The 18,152-nt window shown below is 37.3% G+C and carries 17 protein-coding genes and 3 tRNA genes; 11 read left to right on the top strand and 9 right to left on the bottom strand.

All coding sequences use genetic code 11. From position 1 onward, the window contains the following. Positions 1-399: 399 nt before the first annotated feature. A tRNA-Asn gene (locus C3K47_RS17915) sits at positions 400-473 on the bottom strand. 63 nt (positions 474-536) lie between these two features. Further along, a tRNA-Asn gene (locus C3K47_RS17910) sits at positions 537-610 on the bottom strand. 191 nt (positions 611-801) lie between these two features. Between C3K47_RS17910 and C3K47_RS17905 the strand changes: the two genes are divergently transcribed. Then, on the top strand, positions 802-1,710 hold the full coding sequence (locus C3K47_RS17905) for a PfkB family carbohydrate kinase (RefSeq protein WP_103790537.1): 909 nt from the start codon (positions 802-804) through the stop codon (positions 1,708-1,710). 145 nt (positions 1,711-1,855) lie between these two features. Further along, positions 1,856-2,032: a hypothetical protein gene (locus tag C3K47_RS19625; protein WP_165784734.1), complete on the top strand. Its 177-nt coding sequence runs from the start codon at positions 1,856-1,858 to the stop codon at positions 2,030-2,032. On the opposite strand, the gene C3K47_RS17900 is transcribed toward C3K47_RS19625, so the two are convergent. Together C3K47_RS17900 and C3K47_RS17895 are read right to left on the bottom strand one after the other, a co-directional pair. Further along, complete coding sequence (locus C3K47_RS17900; RefSeq protein WP_103790536.1) at positions 2,027-2,266, bottom strand: cytochrome b5 domain-containing protein; 240 nt, start codon at positions 2,264-2,266, stop codon at positions 2,027-2,029. The two genes, C3K47_RS19625 and C3K47_RS17900, sit on opposite strands and share 6 nt — an antisense overlap. 132 nt (positions 2,267-2,398) lie before the next feature. Beyond that, a complete protein-coding gene (locus C3K47_RS17895; protein ID WP_103790535.1) occupies positions 2,399-2,887 on the bottom strand; it encodes a hypothetical protein in 489 nt (162 codons plus the stop codon). A gap of 242 nt (positions 2,888-3,129) precedes the next feature. On the opposite strand from C3K47_RS17895, the gene C3K47_RS17890 reads away from it, so the two are divergent. Both C3K47_RS17890 and C3K47_RS17885 read left to right on the top strand, forming a co-directional pair. Next, on the top strand, positions 3,130-3,630 hold the full coding sequence (locus C3K47_RS17890; protein WP_103790534.1) for a BON domain-containing protein: 501 nt from the start codon (positions 3,130-3,132) through the stop codon (positions 3,628-3,630). Between the two features lie 7 nt (positions 3,631-3,637). Then, a complete protein-coding gene (locus C3K47_RS17885; protein WP_103790533.1) occupies positions 3,638-4,009 on the top strand; it encodes a LysM peptidoglycan-binding domain-containing protein in 372 nt (123 codons plus the stop codon). 73 nt (positions 4,010-4,082) lie between these two features. On the opposite strand, the gene C3K47_RS17880 is transcribed toward C3K47_RS17885, so the two are convergent. From C3K47_RS17880 to C3K47_RS17865, 4 genes are all read right to left on the bottom strand, one after another. Then, positions 4,083-5,039, bottom strand: a complete 957-nt coding sequence (locus C3K47_RS17880) for an acetyl-CoA carboxylase carboxyltransferase subunit alpha (protein WP_103790532.1) — start codon at positions 5,037-5,039, stop codon at positions 4,083-4,085. Between the two features lie 181 nt (positions 5,040-5,220). Next, positions 5,221-5,607 carry a hypothetical protein gene (locus tag C3K47_RS17875; protein WP_133159414.1) on the bottom strand — a complete coding sequence of 129 codons (387 nt, stop codon included), beginning with the start codon at positions 5,605-5,607 and terminating at the stop codon, positions 5,221-5,223. Between the two features lie 93 nt (positions 5,608-5,700). Continuing rightward, positions 5,701-6,813, bottom strand: a complete 1,113-nt coding sequence (locus C3K47_RS17870) for a hypothetical protein (protein ID WP_103790530.1) — start codon at positions 6,811-6,813, stop codon at positions 5,701-5,703. Between the two features lie 53 nt (positions 6,814-6,866). After that, positions 6,867-9,254 (bottom strand): thioredoxin family protein, encoded by a 2,388-nt coding sequence (locus C3K47_RS17865; protein WP_103790529.1) that lies wholly within the window; start codon positions 9,252-9,254, stop codon positions 6,867-6,869. A gap of 306 nt (positions 9,255-9,560) precedes the next feature. Between C3K47_RS17865 and C3K47_RS17860 the strand changes: the two genes are divergently transcribed. Next, complete coding sequence (locus tag C3K47_RS17860) at positions 9,561-10,421, top strand: endonuclease/exonuclease/phosphatase family protein (RefSeq protein ID WP_103790528.1); 861 nt, start codon at positions 9,561-9,563, stop codon at positions 10,419-10,421. 94 nt (positions 10,422-10,515) lie between these two features. Continuing rightward, on the top strand, positions 10,516-11,082 hold the full coding sequence (locus tag C3K47_RS19825; protein ID WP_103790527.1) for a sugar O-acetyltransferase: 567 nt from the start codon (positions 10,516-10,518) through the stop codon (positions 11,080-11,082). Positions 11,083-11,196: 114 nt separating this feature from the next. On the opposite strand, the gene C3K47_RS17850 is transcribed toward C3K47_RS19825, so the two are convergent. After that, positions 11,197-14,352: a glycosyltransferase family 117 protein gene (locus C3K47_RS17850; protein ID WP_103790526.1), complete on the bottom strand. Its 3,156-nt coding sequence runs from the start codon at positions 14,350-14,352 to the stop codon at positions 11,197-11,199. Positions 14,353-14,787: 435 nt separating this feature from the next. Here C3K47_RS17850 and C3K47_RS17840 point away from each other — a divergent pair. The 5 genes from C3K47_RS17840 to C3K47_RS17820 all read left to right on the top strand — a co-directional run bounded on the left by C3K47_RS17840 (position 14,788) and on the right by C3K47_RS17820 (position 18,054). Continuing rightward, positions 14,788-14,858 (top strand) — tRNA-Gln (locus C3K47_RS17840). 236 nt (positions 14,859-15,094) lie between these two features. Continuing rightward, on the top strand, positions 15,095-16,066 hold the full coding sequence (locus C3K47_RS17835; protein WP_103790524.1) for a ribose-phosphate pyrophosphokinase: 972 nt from the start codon (positions 15,095-15,097) through the stop codon (positions 16,064-16,066). A gap of 70 nt (positions 16,067-16,136) precedes the next feature. After that, positions 16,137-16,733 carry a 50S ribosomal protein L25/general stress protein Ctc gene (locus C3K47_RS17830; RefSeq protein ID WP_103790523.1) on the top strand — a complete coding sequence of 199 codons (597 nt, stop codon included), beginning with the start codon at positions 16,137-16,139 and terminating at the stop codon, positions 16,731-16,733. A 238-nt stretch (positions 16,734-16,971) separates the two neighbouring features. Further along, positions 16,972-17,532: an aminoacyl-tRNA hydrolase gene (gene pth / locus C3K47_RS17825; protein ID WP_103790522.1), complete on the top strand. Its 561-nt coding sequence runs from the start codon at positions 16,972-16,974 to the stop codon at positions 17,530-17,532. Between the two features lie 171 nt (positions 17,533-17,703). Continuing rightward, positions 17,704-18,054 carry a hypothetical protein gene (locus C3K47_RS17820; protein ID WP_103790521.1) on the top strand — a complete coding sequence of 117 codons (351 nt, stop codon included), beginning with the start codon at positions 17,704-17,706 and terminating at the stop codon, positions 18,052-18,054. Positions 18,055-18,152 lie beyond the last annotated feature (98 nt).

Here is an 18,152-nt window from a genome sequence, read left to right as displayed (position 1 = left end):
GATTTTTACAATCAGCCGCTTGTCGTAACGACTCTTCTTGTGCAATCTAATTAAATACTGGTCTTGTTCTAACTTTTTTTCCATACATCTTTTTTTGATGTATAGTTATAATAGGACGAGACAAAAAGCAAAAAATACTGATCAGAATAATGATGGAGATAATGAAGTTTTAACCACAGAGTTTCACAAAGTTGCCCAGAGTCATATACTCCGAGTTACTTTGTGGTTGATTCCTAAACGCAAAAAATCCCGACCAGTGTACTGATTGAGATAATAAAGGTTTAACCGCAGAGTTTCATAAAGTTGCCCAGAGTCAGATACTAAGTGTAACTCCGAGTTACTTTGTGGTTGATTCCTAAAAGCAAAAAATCCCGATCAAATGAATGATCGGGATTATTGCTCCTGAGGCTGGGCTCGAACCAGCGACCCTCTGATTAACAGTCAGATGCTCTAACCGGCTGAGCTACTCAGGAATTGTGAGAAGTGGGAGTCGTCCCTTTTTCGTATTGCCTAAAGATTGCTCTTTTACAATATCGCTCCTGAGGCTGGGCTCGAACCAGCGACCCTCTGATTAACAGTCAGATGCTCTAACCGGCTGAGCTACTCAGGAGTGTGAGTATTTTAATGTTCCGAAATTATCGGACCCGGTAATTTTTTGTTCTCAATTAAGACTCAAACCTAGTGTTATCAGTCTTATTATCCCTTATTTTTCGCTGGCGTTCCATCGATTTGGGAGTGCAATATTCGGGATTTAGAATTAATTATGCAATATTTGCGAAGAAAAATTTTAAAAAAAATCTCATGAGTTTATTGGCAGTTGGTACTGTGGCATTTGATGCCATTGAGACCCCTTTCGGCAAAACCGACAGAATCGTCGGAGGAGCAGCGACTTACGTTTGTTTGGCTGCTTCGTACTTTACTAAAAAGGCAAATTTAGTAGCCGTTGTTGGCGATGATTTTCCGGAAGAAGAAATTAAAGATTTAAATAATCACGGCATCAATACCGATGGGTTGCAAATAAAAAAAGGAGAAAAGTCTTTCTTTTGGTCAGGCCGATACCATAATGATATGAACAGCCGGGATACTTTGGTGACTGATTTAAATGTATTGGCTGACTTTGATCCCATCGTTCCTGAGGGTTACCAGGATTGCCAGTTTTTAATGCTGGGTAATCTTACACCTAAAATTCAGCAAACAGTTATTAACCGTTTAAAAAATCGCCCTAAGTTAATTGTAATGGATACCATGAACTTTTGGATGGACATTGCCATGGACGATTTGAAGGAAACATTGAAGTTAGTAGATGTATTGACAATTAACGATGCAGAAGCTCGTCAGTTGTCTGGAGAGTATTCGTTAGTCAAAGCTGCCAGGAAAATCCAGCAGATGGGCCCAAAATACCTTGTAATTAAAAAAGGTGAACACGGAGCTTTATTATTTGGCGAAGGACAAATTTTTTCGGCTCCAGCATTGCCTTTAGAAGATGTATTTGATCCAACAGGAGCAGGAGATACTTTTGCCGGAGGTTTCATCGGTTATTTGGCCGGGCAAAATGAAGTGAATTTTGAGAAGATGAAGAAGGCTGTTATTTACGGTTCGGCACTGGCTTCATTTTGCGTAGAGAAATTCGGTACAGAACGGATTAAGAATTTATCGCAAGAAGAAATTAATGGTAGAGTAGCTGAGTTTTCTAAACTGGTTCAGTTTTAATTTGGTTCACCAATTTAATAGTTAGCGCCTTTTATCGAATATTTAAGCTCAATAAACGGTGTTAATATCTTTAAAAACAAGCGAGTTATAATCTTAGTATAAGTTGAAAATATTTATACCTTTGGACGCTTAAATTTTTAACTAAATGGAATTTATTCTTAACGGAGTTATTGCAATTTTATCTCTTTGTGTTACCGCAGCCCTATTATGGTACGGAATTCGTTTTTTGAAAGCTCAAACAGAGTTGACTGAGCTTAAAATGGACAAGATTAAAAAGGAAATCGATTTATTAGAAGCTCAAAGAAAAAGCTTACAATCATAACAGTCTCCCAACGATTTTAAATTTCTCAAAAACATTTTCACTGTGCGGTGCATCTTTTAACTCTTCGGTTAAATCTTGTCCCGCCCAGTGTTCATAATGCTTTCCGTTTCGCCAAAGCCTGCTTTCGGTTACTTCATAAATTAAGCCTTTGTAAGCCACCCAAATTTGTGGTTTGTCTTGTCCGTTTCGTAATGCCAGCTGACTGCGTGTATAGGCTTGTAATGTGTCTTCCATTGCTGCAAAAATAAAGAACCCCGACGCTTTTAAAATGTAATCAGATTATTATCGCCGGGATTTAAATCGAAAAAAAAACCGAAGTCTTTCAACTCCGGTTTTCCTTCTTCATATAACTATCTAACTAACTAACTATTTTCCTGAAACTTGCCCCGGTTTTTCATGGGCATTAAATTCTCTTTCAGCAATCCCAAGTCGGCTTGGGTCATTGCTAGGTTTAAACACCAGCTTTTTATCATTTAACTCTAAAATGTCGAAAGTTTCATTAAAGAACTGATGGTCTGCAATGGTTGATCCTTCAATAATTTTAACCTGGTTATTTTCCAGCGTCCAGGTTCCGTAGAAATCATACGGAGTCACGGTCCGGTAGCCTTGGGCATCCCGGTTTTCAGCATAATATGTTTTCTTGCAAACCTGATGTCCATTCACGTCGATATAAAAATCGTAGGAAACACCATTTACAATCATTGCATATCCCGAAATACCAGTTGTTTCATTCCCTGTCCATATATAGCTGGTAAGCTTTGTGGTGTCAATTGTTCTTATCCGATCATCTTTTTTGCATGCAACTGCAGCAAATATTCCCACAAATAAGACAGCTAAATAGGCGAATTTTTTCATTTTGTAAAGAGTCGTTTTTAAAGAGTTTTTATTCCTCATCAAGGATGGATTATTTCTTTATACGTATTCAAAACGAATGAGTTACAACTTTTTAAGTGATAATTTGAGAAATCGTAACTATTTAATTATCAGTGATTAAATTTTCATTTTGGTTTACAGAAATTATTAAAACTATAGTTTAATATTGAATCTAACCTTTTCTGAAATTCTTGTTAGCTTTCTGCTAATTAAAACTTAATCCTATGCGCTCAAAGAAATTAAAATGGATAACATCAGTTTCATTATTGGTGTTGTTTTCGGTTTTTATGACCGCTTGCGGACCAAAGGATTCGCAAATTACAGAAGAGGTAAATAAGAATATAGCCTCGTATGGACCAGGTGTTTCAGCAACTGTTGAAAAGGGGGTTGTGACCCTGAATGGTGAGTTGGCTGATGAAGCCAGTAGGGGAACCATCGAAAACCTTGTTAAGGAAGTTAAGGGTGTGAAATCAGTTGTAAATAATACAACAGTAAAAGAGGAGCCTCCTCCTCCGGTAGTTCAAATCAATCCTGATGATGTATTAAAAACAACCATTGAAGAATCATTTAAGCAAAAAGGAATTTCTGGAGTTACGCTTTCTATTGCTAATGGAGAGGTAACACTCAGCGGTGATGCTAAAAAAGAAGATTTGATGAAGATTATGCAGGCGGCCAATGAGGCAAAACCCAAAAAAGTAATCAATCAATTGAAAATCATTAAATAAAAGGGTTATGGCATTACAGGAAAAATACCAGGAAGTGATCAACTATGCCCGAACTAACGGCGTTAATGATCTTTCAGTTCAGGAGCAAAATAATGTATTGTATTTAACAGGTACCTCACCCAGCGATTCGGTTAAGCAACAGATTTGGTCGATTTATGAGAAAATCGATCCAGAAATGCGTGCAGCAGACATGGTGTTGAATATTAGCGTTGCAGCAGGGGCCAGTACCACTTATACAGTGCAACCGGGTGATAGTTTAAGTAAGATTGCTACAAAGTACAGTGGACTTAAATGGCAGGATATTTTTGAAGCAAATAAAGATCAGATAAGTAATCCCGATTTAATACAGCCGGGTATGGTTCTAAAAATTCCAAATTAGGCATAAAAAAACGCCATCAGGAATGATGGCGTTTTTCGTTATTTCGAATTACTATAAAAGTAGTAATAGTTGATTAATGTTCATTAACCACACCCATTGACGAAAATTTGTCAATGCGCTCAGTAATTAATTTTTCAATTTTCTTCTTACCTAATTCATCTAAATCCGTAAGAATCTGAGCTTTTAAAGTTGCGGCCATTTGGTCAGGGGCATTTTGTGCGCCTCCAAGTGGTTCTTTTACAATGCCGTCGATAAGTTTGTTTTTAAGCATATCCTCGGCAGTAAGTTTTAACGCATCAGCGGCTTTTTCCTTGTGGTCCCAGCTTCTCCATAAAATAGAAGAGCAAGATTCAGGAGAAATTACCGAATACCATGAGTATTCGAACATATACACTTTATCGCCAATACCAATGCCCAATGCTCCACCTGACGCACCTTCGCCTACAATAAAGCATAAAACGGGTACCTTTAATACTGACATTTCAAGCAGGTTACGCGCAATAGCTTCGCCTTGTCCACGTTCTTCGGCTTCCAAACCAGGGTAAGCACCCATCGTATCAATTAAACAAATAACCGGAACCTTAAATTTCTCGGCCAGTTTCATTAAACGAAGTGCTTTACGATAACCTTCGGGGTTAGCCATACCAAAGTTGCGGTATTGACGCTCTTTAGTATTTTTGCCTTTTTGATGGCCGATAATCATTACCGGTTTGCCCTCAATAGTAGCAAAACCGCCAACGATCGCTTTGTCGTCTTTTACGGTACGGTCGCCGTGAAGTTCAATAAAGTCTTCACACATCATCTCAATGTAATCAAGCGTTTGTGGACGCTCTGGATGACGCGACATTTGTACTTTTTGCCAGCCTGTCAGATTGTTATACACGTTATGTTGTGTTTGATCTATTTTAGCTTCTATCTCACGAATGGTTGCCGAAAAATCTACCTTGGTTTTTTCCTGAGCCAGTTTTACCTTTTCCAGTTCTTCCATCAAGATGGATATCGGTTTTTCGAAATCAAAAGTTGGTTTCATTAATTAAGTCTCTCTAAATTGGGTCTTTGAGCTTGCTTGTTGTTTAGGTATTTGCTAAACTAAGAGCGTGGTATAGCAAGGCTACATTGGTTAAAATTGAGGGGTAAAAGTAAGAAACATTTTTAACTTCGGCGTAAATCTTACACTTTATAAGTTATCCGAGTTGTTAAGAAGGTAGTTTTTAGTTGCTTGAGTCTTTCAGGACGATTGCCCGATAGTTTTGTGTGCCGTTTGATGATTTAAAAGAGTTTATGATCTCTATTAATTTACCAGAGGAAACTATTTTCGAATCAAAATGAATATTGGCCGTTGCCAATTCATAGTTAATATGAATGTTATTCACCCCCTGCTGCTTTTTTAACTCATCTGCTAAACGTGCCGTTTGTTTTTTCGTAAGAGGTTCACCTGTGATCTTAACATATAATGAATCATCAGCTTTAGTTTTTTGCCATTTAGAGGCAGAGTAAATGTTTACACTTCGTGACTGCGTAGGTGATTTTGCAAAACCATTTAAGGCAATTATGAAGAGAAAAATAAAAGTAAAAACCTTTGAAAAATAAGCCTTCATATGCATTATGCTCTTATGCTTTTCTATAACTATAATTTAGTTAAAATATTGCTTAACAGCCTAATAATATTGGGAAGAGCAATGAGTTGTTGCTTAAAATTTTAAGGAGGGATTTGACTGTTTAAGTTTTCGTAATGCTGAATAAGGAATTACCGACCAGCCAGGGTTATCGCAGGCTCTTGCTGCACGTGCAAAATAGGCACCTAAACAAAGTCCTTTTTCAGTTAAATACCACGATCCAAAATCCCAAACCTCCGGATCTGTATAATCGCAATCTTCTTCCGTTTTGGGTTTTTGCATTTCTTTGGGATAAAGACTTGTTAAAAGTTTTACGATTTGAGGTGCATAAACTGAAGAGCGATAGGTATACCATTCATCAGAATCTTTTTTAGGTTTTGTTCCGGAACCAAACCATATCACATCTTCCAATTCCAGTTCCTTACCTGTTTTAGCATTAAAAGTTAAACCCGATTCTCCAAAATCAGGATGAGCAGCATGATTGCAATACCAGCCACTGCTAATGCAAAGGCTTACAAACTGTTCATTTAAAAAATAATTGGAGATCTGAAGTTCATCATAGCCTGAATTGCCACTGCCGCCGGAACATGAATAATAGGCTTCAAAATTTAAATAAAACTCTTTTGTTAGTTGGGTATTAATAGCATCAATTACCAATTGCGGATATCCATTTACTAATTTAAAAACAGCAATTTTTGATGTGGGCTCGGTATACCACTGAATCAGGTATTTATTATTAACGCTTTCCTGCTTTGTTGGCTCCAGCTTAATTTCATTTAAGCGGAGTTTAGAGTAGTCACTTATTGATTTGGAGAGCACTTCGTTATTGAATAACAACTTTATAGATCCGGCAACGATATAGTTAAGATTAACCGGTAGCTTATTTCCTTTTTTGTTATGATAAGTTCCTTTAAATGTATTGCCGCTGCGTACAAGCTCAAAGTGATCGCCGGTATCTTCAGCGTTAAGGATGATCATATTGTTGGTTACCGTTCCTTCAAGCGGTATATCCTGCTTAAATTTTGTATAGAAATAGTTTCCAGAAGCCGAAATAGAGTCAATATCCAATTCCATCACCACCGTATATTTTCCGATGGTTCCTTGCAGTGTAAGTATTTCGGCCTTTGATTTATTTGAAATTAAAATTAAAGTGCAGAGCAGTAGAAGAATAATAGTGAGTTTTTTCATTTAAAGGCAAGCTCGGTTAACTCCCCTGTTTTTTGAACAGGGGAGAAGTATCATTATAAGGTTCCAGTCTTCATTTTTTGCAGATCAGCCTTCATACTTTTGAAGATATCTTCTTCGATATAATAGTCTGATTTTTTATTGGAAGCCTTAGTCACGGCAATTTCCTGTTGTTTAAGGGCTTCTTCTTTATTGCCTAGTTTGTATAATAAATGGGCATAGGTATCAATATAATAAGGGTTGTCCTTTTCAATCATTAATGAGGTTTTCGACCATGTCAATGCTTTCTTAAGCAAATTTTTGTCAACCTTATGTGTATAGAACCCCCAGGCTGAAGTATTGAGCGAACTTCCAATTAATTGAGCAAAACATTTTTTATCAGATTCTGAATTGCAATAATCGCCGGTTAGTGTATAGGCGTTATTATTTAAAGAATATTTAAAGGCTTTAGACTGAGAAACAGTGAGCTCTGAATAGATCTTATCAATCGCCGAAAGAGCCGTTTCGGGTTTGGTAATAAACGAATCGAAAAAGTTAACCGAAACATTAATAAAGCTATCCGTTAGTTTCAACGAATCGAGGTAATAGTTGATATTATGAAGCAATAATGGCGTTTCTAAAAATTTAACCTCAGGGGTTTGATTGGTAAATACCTGTTGAAAAGCAATGGCATTTTTACATGCTTCAGCGGAGTTTGCAGAATATACAGTTCTTTTTACCCTATCACTGATCACCTGGTATAAGCTTACCTCGTTATAGTCATAACTATCAGTGAAATCACTGGGAAAATCGTATTTACTCAGTTCGTTGTAATTACTTAGCAGATAATTAAACGCTGGAGACACCTTAAAAGATTGATCGTTCGCGTTTAAAAAAACACTGTTCATTAATGGGCAATAGGTTTCATCAGTGGTCATAACCATTTGAACGATCAGCTTGGCTAGTGAGGTGTCTACTTTACCTTTTAAATCGCTTTGCATTAAAAGTGTATCCAATGAGCGAACCACCCTTACGGTATCAAATTTGGTATTGATCGGTGATTCGAAGTTCGCATTCACTTCATCTTTGGAAGGCTCCTCTACTACGGTTTCATAATCATTGTAAAATACCGTTTTCTTTGACTTTGCCGATTCGAGCAAAAATGTTTTTACAGTCTCTTTCTCGTAGTTCGATTTTTCTACCCGCTCAGGTAAAACGGTGTTTACAAACTGCAGGTTAAGTTTATCATGAAAGTTGGTGTAATAGTCGAACAGCTTATTTAATTGTTTGGCGTTATCCGGGCCGGAGGCGTAATGTAAGAGTTCTTCTTCGCTGGTTAATATTACCAATGCAGGGAATTTCTTTACACCGTATTCACGCAAACGGTTTTTATCACTTTCGGGTACTTGATAAAAAACATAATGTTTGTTTACATTTTCGGCAACCGAACTGTAAGAATAACCCCTGTTAACCAATTGCATGGTTTCTGCGATTTTGCCAGTGCATGAAACACAGTTCGATGGTTCGTAATACATGACCAAAAACTTATTTTGAGTTTTGGCTTGTTTTAATGCATCGTCGTAGTTGGTGTAATTGAATACGGTGTCGCGTTTATAATCATCGTAATAATTATCAGCGGCGTTGGCTACTGAATCGAATGTTGGTGTAGCTGTATAATCATAATCGGTCTTGATTTCTAAAGTAGAATCCCTAAAGGTTCTGCTGGCAACCAAATAGCTGTAGCCTCTTGGCGCAGTGGCTTGTTTTTCGGGCTCTGAAACGGGTAAATCATCACTGTTAATGGGTCGGATATAATAAAATGAAAGCGGACTTTTTCTATCGGTTATCACTAGTTCATTTTTACTTTCCCCTTCATGGCCCACTAAAGTGTTCCATACAGCAAGTCCAAAGTCCTCAACATGGGTTAGTTTTATTTCATTTACTCCGCTATTGATAGGGAACTCCTGGAAATTGGCCTTGGTCTTATAATTTAGATAAGAGATGAAGATTTTATCACCTGCGCTTACTTTATGTTCAAGAGTATAGATCGAATCCTGATGATTTACTGTATCGAGGTTTATAAGTTTAGTATTATTATAAGTCTTACCGATCATCAATTTAATATCGTTACTCAGGTATTCGCTAACACAGATTGTAATAGAAAGTTTATTGTTAATGAGTTTGCCTTTTTTCTGAAGAACTTTAAAACTTGAATAGGGCGTGTCTCCAGCAAAAATTAGGGTATCATTTAGGCTTGTATAGGTACCTTTAAGCGTGTTCGAAAACTGATTGGCTACATTGGTGTTTACATAAAACCGATTGTTATCGAATAAGTAAAGCTTTAAATCATAATCTTTTACCGATATTTTGTAATAGCCTGTGGGCCAATTGGTATTTGTTAATTGCGCATTTGCAAAAGTGCAGACAAGAGCAAGCAAAAGGGTAATCGAAAGTAATTTTTTCATTTCAATTTTTAGTAGAGTTATGGGCAACAACTGAGAAGTTAATAGAAACCCAATTTGTAGATGTGCTAATTTGGAATGGCTTAACCGCTATGTAACTATTGTTTATCAGATGTTTGCAGCGCAAAAATAATAACATTAACTAAAATGAATTATTTTTTATCAAAATGAATTAAGAAGGCTAATCCTTTATAAACAACGAAAATTGGGGAACGGTAAATGTAATATGTTTGTTAACAATACAATGGTTTTTAAAATTAATTAATATCGTTGCTTCTTATTTCACATCCCACTAAAATTTAACCCACCATGAAATTAAAAAACCTGTTGAAGGGTATTATACTCTACATCTTAATATCGGGCATACGAGTTGCCAATGCGCAGGATCTCCCCAAAACAGAATTAACTATTGCTACTTATAATATCCGCTTAAACGTTGCTTCGGATAGCATCAATGCCTGGCCAAACCGAAAAGAATGGGTCAGGGAACTGATTCAATATCATAATTTCGATATTTTTGGTGTTCAGGAAGCTTTAAATGATCAAATGGTTGACCTACAAGAGTTGCACGGATTTGATTATGTTGGAGGAGGAAGGGATGATGGTAAGCAGGCGGGTGAGTACTCGGCGATTTTTTATAATACCAAGAAATTCAGTGTACTTAAAACAGGAACTTTTTGGTTATCACCTACACCCGAGAAACCCTCAAAAGGTTGGGATGCGGGCATTGTGAGAATTTGTACCTGGGCCTGTTTTTCGGATGTAAAAAGCGGCAAACTTTTTTACGTGTTTAATACTCATTTCGATCATATTGGGGTAAAAGCCCGTGAAAATTCAGCAAAGCTTATACTGGAAAAAGTAGAGGATCTGGTTCCTCCGGGAACGCCTGTTATCGTAACCGGCGACTTTAATTCAACTCCAGAAACTTCGGCTTATCAAACCATGAACACTAATATGGCCGATGCAAGGGAAGTGACCCGAACCAAACCTTATGGACCTATAGGAACTTTTAATAATTTTAATTACAACAGCGATTTAAAAGAGCGTATCGACTATATTTTTGTGAACAGCAAAGTTGAAGTGCTCAAATACGGTGTGCTTTCTGATGCGAAAGATAAGCATTTCCCGTCTGATCATTTGCCTGTGGTTTGTCGTATTAGTTTGAACTAATTATTTGTTAACGTGCTTCTTGTGGAAAAGTGCTAACTTATCTTGTCAAAAAATCGAAGAACTTATTTAGTGATATCATAAAATAAGAATTAAGATGACTGAAAAAGATAAAATGCTAAAAGGTCTTTTGTATAATGCAAATCAGGATGAAGATTTGATTAATGAAAGAATAGTTTGCAAAGAATTATGTGAAGAATATAATAAAACAAAGTATTCAGATTTCGACAAAAGAAAACTAATTGTAGAAAAGATTGTGAAAGCTACTAAAAACAATTTCTTAGTTGAGCAACCTTTTTATTGCGATTATGGGTACAATATAGAATTGGGTGAGAACTTCTACTCAAATCACAATTTGGTAATTTTAGATTGTGCTCCCGTCGTTTTTGGCGATAATGTATTTATTGGTCCTAATTGTGGTTTCTATACAGCAGCTCATCCTCTTAATGTAAAAGAAAGGAATGAGGGCCTTGAATACGCAAAGCCTATTACAATAGGAAATAACGTATGGTTTGGAGGGACAGTAACAGTTTTGCCAGGTGTAACAATTGGAGATAATTCAGTTATTGGAGCAGGAAGTGTTGTAACGAAAGATATTCCCAATAATGTTATAGCTGTCGGAAACCCTTGTAAAGTGATAAAAGAAATTGATGATAATGCATAGCTTTAGCGTTACATTTTAAAAATTGGATACGGTTTCATTTCTCGACATTTTAATACAATAAAAAAACCTCCGATTTATTCAATCGGAGGTTTTTTATTGGTATCACTTCAGCTTTTATTGCTGCATAACAGAACCAAACTTAGTTTCTAACGACTGAAGCTCCGTTTTTAATTTTTGAGTAAGAGCAGATTGTTTATTACGTTCCGCCATTCCGGCCAGTTCGCTTACCAAACTCAAACCAAAGTTAACCTCTTCTCCAAAACGACCCATACGAGGCATTCCAAGTGAATGATAATAATTAAGCTGATTAGTAATAAAGCTGTTGATCATTTCCACTTGTTTAATGGCTTTTTGAGGCTGATTGCATTTAAAATACAAATCAGCGGTCATTAAGTCAGGAATAAGATTATAACCAATTTGATTGCTCATAAATGGAATTGAGGCGTTCATTTTGTCAAGAGTTTTAACACATGAGTCAATTTTACCCTTGTTAAGTAATGATTGCGCTAAAATGGTAAAGGTGCTCTTACAAGTAGTGGTCATGCGTGAACTTTCCGGATCAACATAAATTTTACCAGTATTGTAATTACCCCATTTAAATTTATTGTGAATGTTATTGTACAATACATCTACATCAATACTTCCTTCGCGACCCAAAATTGCATCAGTTGAATCACTTAAAACAGGAGTAAGGCGATAAGCAAAACCTTCATTCTGGAAATATTTTTCCAAACCGTAGAAATTACGATCAGGAACTGTGATAGCAAAATAGATAGGACGCTCCCAAATGTTGTTTGCAATAATATCTAATGCCAACAGGTCATTTTTGTAAAGACCATTTCCAGGCAAGGTCCAGTTGATGCTCTGAACGATTTTATCGTATTCAGATGGATTGATCACCTTATTTGCTATTACTGCGTTTTTATCAACAGTAATTTTCATGTTTTTAGTTGGAAGATAATTAATAAACTCTCCACCCTGGGTTTGAGCCTTAGCTTCCTGGCTATCGCTGCCAATAAAATCAACTACTTCTTTCAATTCAGCATTTCCTTGCATGCTCTGGTCGAATAAAGGAGTGTAATCACGTATGCCGGCAGCAAATTTTTCATTTGCCATTGAAATTTTAACAGGTGCCGACTCGTTCATTTTTTCTTTCATCTGACGGCCGTACCAATCGGTGCCTAACAAACTTAGGTTCACAATGCGTACATCCGGACGAATATTCTCTACCTCCTGACAATACCATAAAGGGTAAGTGTCGTTATCGCCATACGTAAAGATGAGCGCATTCGGCGCACAGCTGTTCAAATAGTTGGCTGCCAGATCACGTGAAGTATAACGGTTAGAACGGTCATGATCATCCCATTCTTCTTTTGCCATTACATAAGGTACAGCAACTAAACAAAGAACAGTTGCAATACCGGCAGAAGCCATTAAATTCATTTTCTTACTTAAGAATTCATAGATCGCCAAAACACCCAAGCCGATCCAAATAGCAAAGGCGTAAAATGAACCTACGTATGCATAATCACGTTCGCGAGGTTGTAAAGGTGTTTGGTTCAGGTAAAGTACAATGGCTAATCCGGTCATAAAGAACAACAGGAACACCACTGAGAAATCTTTTAGATTACGTTTATATTGGAAGAACAAACCGATCAACCCTAAAATAAGCGGCAAGAAGTATAAGCGGTTGTACGCTTTATTTTCGGTAATGCTTGCAGGCAAATTATTCTGGTTCCCTAAACGCCAGGCATCTAAAGGCTTAATGCCACTTATCCAGTTACCCTCATGAACAGATCCGGCTCCCTGCACGTCGTTCTGGCGACCGGCAAAATTCCACATAAAATAACGGAAGTACATGTAATTAACCTGGTAACCAATAAAGAAACCAATGTTATCGGCATAGGTAGGTTCGCCTGAAATACCCATCCAGCTTTTGTAAAACTGAGCATGGTTAGGGTCGTCGCTATAAATACGAGGGAACGGAATAGATTTCGCGTATTTCGCTACAGGTTTCGCACCAATCTCTTCATATTTAGTGGCGCCCTTCCGATATTGCATTTCACCTTTATCCTGGCCGGTCATTTCAGTATTGAAATAAGGGCCAAAAGCTAATGGGCGATCACCATATTGTTCACGATTTAAGTAGCTTAAAAAGCTGTAAGCGTTTGAAGGATCATTGTTATTCAAATTTGGATTCGCTTTCGCTCTGATCACAATCATTGCGAAAGATCCATAGCCTATCATAATAAACATGGTACACAGTACCGCCGTGTTTAAAATATACTGGTTGATAGTAGGTTTCCAGTAGAATAGTATAAAGCCAATAACTAAAGCTGATAGTAATCCGCCTAAAATGCCCCATCCGAAGAAAAGCTGAATAACCAGATTCGCAGCAGCAAAGTATAACAGGTTTTTATTCTGATTAATACTGTAAAGTAAAAGGCTGATCAGTAATGAAAGGAACAAAAGGCCAAATACAATTACCCCACTGCCAAAGCTCATTCCTAATGAATTAACAAAGAACAGGTCGAACTTAGCAGCAAAGGAAATGGTTCCAGGGATCAATCCGTATTGTACGAATACTAAAATAACACATGAAATAAGGAATGCACTGATTGCTCCCTTGGTTGTTGCCTGGTATTTTTTGAAGTAATAAACCAAACCTAAAGCCGGAATAGTCAATAAGTTCAACAAGTGAACCCCAATTGATAAACCCATTAAGTAGGCTATGAATACTAACCAACGGTCGGCTGATTTTTCTCCCGCTTCATCTTCCCACTTTAAAATAGCCCAGAAAACGATGGCGGTACATAATGATGACATGGCATATACTTCAGACTCAACTGCCGAAAACCAAAAAGTGTCAGAAAAGGTATAAGCTAAAGCTCCAACTATTCCGGCGCCGATAATAGCAAATACCTGCGATCCTGAAATTTCAGTACCATTATTATAGATTAATTTCTTGGCCAGGTGAGTAATGCTCCAGAAAAGGAACATGATCGTTGCTCCACTCGAAAGTGCGGAACCAAAGTTCGTCCACCATGCAATCTGACTTCTGTCGCTGGCAAAAAGGGAAAGTACCTTAGAGATCATCAAAAACAATGGAGCTCCCGGTTGGTGGCAAACTTGTAGTTTATAGGCTGATGAAATAAATTCTCCGCAGTCCCAAAAACTGCCGGTAGGTTCAAGGGTTAATGTGTAAACAGTAGTTGCAATCAGGAAGGTAACCCATCCAAAAAGGTTGTTTAACCTGGTGTAATTCGTCATAATATATGTTTGACTTCTGGTTTTTAGCTCTTCAATTCAAAACGCCGAATTTAGAAAATATTTTAATGTCTGTGGTTTTTGTTTGCAAAGAATCTGAGAATCCACACTTAACGTTAAAAGTGTAGAAAATATTGCCTTTAAATCAGGATAAGCGCTTGATGTTTTCTTTAAAAAATACAGCTAAGTAAATCAGGAAGGTCATGAAAAATGACCATTTGATTTTCAAAATTGAATGACCATGCTATCTTTGCAACCCACTTCAATGTTGTTTGGACATTGTTAAAAGCTTGATAAAATATTTTCTGCTGACTTTCAGGGAGTTTTATCGGCTCAATAAAAAAAGTGAAAAAAGATTTTGGAGAAATAAAATTGATTTCTACTTTTGCAGTCCCAAACAACAACAAACGGTAACACGAAAGAAGTTGTAAAGGAGATAGCCCGATAGTATAAAGGTAGTACGACGGTTTTTGGTACCGTTTGTCTTGGTTCGAATCCAGGTCGGGCTACTTAAAAAAAGCAAAATATTGCGAAATACGATTCTTAAAGATTTCGTGTTTCGCAATTTTAGTTTTTAAGCTAAGCTTCAAGAAAAAAGCTTCGCAATCATTTAAACTAAGGTAGTGAAGTTGGTTCAGCTTCCCGATAGCTATCGGGATTGATAGCCGCTAAAAAACAAAATGCAAATCATTCATGAGTGCATTAGAAATAAAACAACTCACGAATAACTAAACGTTCAGAAAAAATGCCTTCACGTTTTAATCCCGTTAAGTTATTTGCCGGCTCAGCTTCGAGTGGTCTGGCAGATCAAATTGCTCAGGCTAGTGCTCGTGAGCTTGGTGATATCACCGTTTCGCGTTTCAGCGATGGGGAGTTCCAACCGATTTATAATGAATCTGTTCGCGGTTGCGATGTTTTCCTGATTCAGTCAACATTTGCTCCTTCAGATAATTTAATGGAGTTGCTGCTGATGATTGACGCAGCAAAGCGCGCTTCGGCCCATTATATTACTGCTGTAATTCCGTATTTCGGATTAGCACGCCAGGATCGTAAAGACAAACCTCGTGTAGCCATTGGCGCAAAGTTAGCTGCTAATTTATTGGCTGCTGCAGGTGCTCATCGTATTATGACCATGGACTTGCACGCAGCACAGATTCAAGGCTTCTTTGATATTCCGGTAGATCACCTTGATGCATCGGTAATCATGGTTCCTTATATCAAATCATTGAAATTACCTAATCTGGTAATTGCATCTCCGGATATGGGTGGTACAGCCCGTGCTCGTGTGTTTGCAAAAGCCTTAAATGCCGAGGTGGTAATTTGTGATAAGCAACGTAAACGTGCCAACGAAATCGAATCAATGTCGGTGATTGGTGACGTTAAAGGAGCTGATATAGTTTTAGTAGATGATATTTGCGATACTGCAGGTACATTAACTAAAGCGGCTGCTTTGCTGAAAGAAAAAGGCGCAAATAGTGTTCGTGCGGTTTGTACACACGGTGTTCTTTCAGGTAAAGCATATGAGAACATTGAGAATTCGGTTTTAGAAGAATTGATCATTTGCGATACAATTCCTTTAACACGTGCTTCTGAAAAAATTAAAGTGCTTTCAGTAGCTGACCTATTCTCAAAAGCAATTGCCAATGTTTATGAGCACGGTTCTATTTCAGACCTGTTCCGCATGGGCGACGGCGTTCAAACAACAGTGAAGTTTTAAGACACGAATTAGAGCGAATTCTAATTAGTGTAATTAGTGAATATTATTTATTAACATATATTTTTAAACAATGAAATCTATAGCTATTAGCGGTTCGAAAAGATCGAACGTAGGGAAACGTGATGCTAAGGAGTTACGCTACGAAGGTTTAGTACCAGCTGTATTATACGGTGGTAAAGAACAAACTCACTTCTCAGTATCCGCTGCAGATTTACGTCCAGTATTGTACACTCCAGATGCAATGTTCATCGAGTTGACAATTGATGGGGTTAAACATACTGCAATTGTAAAAGACTCACAGTTTCACCCTCTAACTGACCTTGTTACTCACGTTGACTTTTTAGAGTTATTTGATGACAAACCAGTTGTTATGGAATTGCCTATCCGTTTAGAAGGTACTTCTCCAGGTGTACGTATTGGTGGTAAATTGAATCAGAAATACCGCAAATTGAAAGTTAAAGGTTTACCTAAAAACTTTGTTGACTACGTTCCTGTTGATATCAGCAAATTAGAATTAGGTAAAAACATCCGCGTTGGAGAAATCAAGTTAGAAAACCTTGAGATCTTAAATGCAAAAGTTGATACTATGGTTTCAGTTCTTGCTTCACGTGCTACACGTCAGGCTGATGCTGAAGCTGCAGCAGCAACTAAAGGCGGTAAAAAATAATTTTTTCATCCTTGAAAATAAAAGCAGTCCCGGTTTAGGCCAGGACTGCTTTTTTATTTTAGCATCTTTCGAACTCTTTTAATTTCCCATAATCAGATCAGAATTGAAGTTGGGGTGGAATAAAGCTCGAAAAATTATATTGAATTATTAAAAAACCGATAATCCTCTATTTTTGCAGAAGTTTTTGGGAAGGAATAATCTCAAATCCCATATCTCAATTCTCATATCTATTAAAGGAATGAAATACTTAATTGCCGGACTTGGAAATATAGGGCCAGAGTATGCCGATACACGCCATAACATTGGGTTTATGGTTTTGGATCAATTTGCCAAAGAAGAAGGAGTGAAGTTTGTAACCGAACGTCATGCTTATTATACCGAAGTGAACTTTAAAGGCCGGACCTTGCACCTGGTCAAACCAACTACTTATATGAACCTTAGTGGTAAGGCGTTGAACTATTGGATGCAGACATTAAAAATTCCGGTAGAAAACGTTTTGGTAATAGTAGATGAATTGGCTTTGCCTTTTGGCCGGATCCAATTAAAGCCCAAAGGTGGAAACGCTGGGCATAACGGCTTAAAAAACATCGAATCGATGCTCGGTACGCAAGCTTATCCTCGTATTCGTTTTGGAATCGGCGATAATTTTCCGCGTGGCCGCCAGGTTGATTATGTTTTAAGCGGATTTGATGATGATGAAGCTCCACAGTTGCCTTTATTAATTGATAAAAGCATCGAAATGATTAAAGGTTTTTCAACTGTTGGAATTGAGTTGGCAATGACTCGATTAAATAAGTAGCCTGGATAAATTCATCAGGTTTTAATGATTTTCCGGTGGGAGCTTAACTGTTTAATACGATAAGGTTGGCCATCGTATATTTTCTAATATTTTTTGTAATCAAATTTTTAAGAAAGTAATTAAACTCTATATTGGTTTTTTGAAATATAACGACCAAAATATCCAAAATCAATGAAGAAGAGTTTATTTGTTATCTGTGCAATTGCATTAGCAGCTTGCGGCACTTCTAAAACGTCGTCAAATAAAAATGCCGATGTTGAAAGGGGAGCGTTAAAGTTTCCGGGTTATACAGTAGCGGAGTATAGTTTGGGCAAGAAAGCCAATCAAACTTATTGTGGTGGCTGTCATGCCTTAAAGAATCCTCAGGATTTTAATGAGGCTCAATGGAGCATGATTGTTCCTAAAATGGTAAAAAAAGCGAATCGTAAGGCTGGAAGTGATGTTATCGATCCAAAAACTCAGGAAGCCATTATGAAATATTTAATTACTATGAGTTCAGCGCCATCAACTGCAAGTAAATAGTTTCAAGTATATAGTCCATAGCCTCTAGTAAAAAACTATGGACTATTATCCTTACTTCAAAGTTATAGCTGCTATATAAAAGATAATAATCACTATCT

Origin of the sequence: Solitalea longa, assembly GCF_002920915.1 — a bacterium.
Classification (GTDB): Bacteria; Bacteroidota; Bacteroidia; order Sphingobacteriales; family Sphingobacteriaceae; genus Solitalea; species Solitalea longa.
This window is presented reverse-complemented; position numbering and strand designations above follow the sequence as displayed.

What these genes read in the sequence shown, in the direction of transcription:
- C3K47_RS17905 (WP_103790537.1), top strand. Translation starts at nt 802, where the DNA reads ATGAGTTTATTGGCAGTTGGTACTGTGGCATTTGATGCCATTGAGACC.
- C3K47_RS19625 (WP_165784734.1), top strand. Translation starts at nt 1,856, where the DNA reads ATGGAATTTATTCTTAACGGAGTTATTGCAATTTTATCTCTTTGTGTT.
- C3K47_RS17900 (WP_103790536.1), bottom strand. Translation starts at nt 2,266, where the DNA reads ATGGAAGACACATTACAAGCCTATACACGCAGTCAGCTGGCATTACGA.
- C3K47_RS17895 (WP_103790535.1), bottom strand. Translation starts at nt 2,887, where the DNA reads ATGAAAAAATTCGCCTATTTAGCTGTCTTATTTGTGGGAATATTTGCT.
- C3K47_RS17890 (WP_103790534.1), top strand. Translation starts at nt 3,130, where the DNA reads ATGCGCTCAAAGAAATTAAAATGGATAACATCAGTTTCATTATTGGTG.
- C3K47_RS17885 (WP_103790533.1), top strand. Translation starts at nt 3,638, where the DNA reads ATGGCATTACAGGAAAAATACCAGGAAGTGATCAACTATGCCCGAACT.
- C3K47_RS17880 (WP_103790532.1), bottom strand. Translation starts at nt 5,039, where the DNA reads ATGAAACCAACTTTTGATTTCGAAAAACCGATATCCATCTTGATGGAA.
- C3K47_RS17875 (WP_133159414.1), bottom strand. Translation starts at nt 5,607, where the DNA reads ATGAAGGCTTATTTTTCAAAGGTTTTTACTTTTATTTTTCTCTTCATA.
- C3K47_RS17870 (WP_103790530.1), bottom strand. Translation starts at nt 6,813, where the DNA reads ATGAAAAAACTCACTATTATTCTTCTACTGCTCTGCACTTTAATTTTA.
- C3K47_RS17865 (WP_103790529.1), bottom strand. Translation starts at nt 9,254, where the DNA reads ATGAAAAAATTACTTTCGATTACCCTTTTGCTTGCTCTTGTCTGCACT.
- C3K47_RS17860 (WP_103790528.1), top strand. Translation starts at nt 9,561, where the DNA reads ATGAAATTAAAAAACCTGTTGAAGGGTATTATACTCTACATCTTAATA.
- C3K47_RS19825 (WP_103790527.1), top strand. Translation starts at nt 10,516, where the DNA reads ATGACTGAAAAAGATAAAATGCTAAAAGGTCTTTTGTATAATGCAAAT.
- C3K47_RS17850 (WP_103790526.1), bottom strand. Translation starts at nt 14,352, where the DNA reads ATGACGAATTACACCAGGTTAAACAACCTTTTTGGATGGGTTACCTTC.
- C3K47_RS17835 (WP_103790524.1), top strand. Translation starts at nt 15,095, where the DNA reads ATGCCTTCACGTTTTAATCCCGTTAAGTTATTTGCCGGCTCAGCTTCG.
- C3K47_RS17830 (WP_103790523.1), top strand. Translation starts at nt 16,137, where the DNA reads ATGAAATCTATAGCTATTAGCGGTTCGAAAAGATCGAACGTAGGGAAA.
- pth (WP_103790522.1), top strand. Translation starts at nt 16,972, where the DNA reads ATGAAATACTTAATTGCCGGACTTGGAAATATAGGGCCAGAGTATGCC.
- C3K47_RS17820 (WP_103790521.1), top strand. Translation starts at nt 17,704, where the DNA reads ATGAAGAAGAGTTTATTTGTTATCTGTGCAATTGCATTAGCAGCTTGC.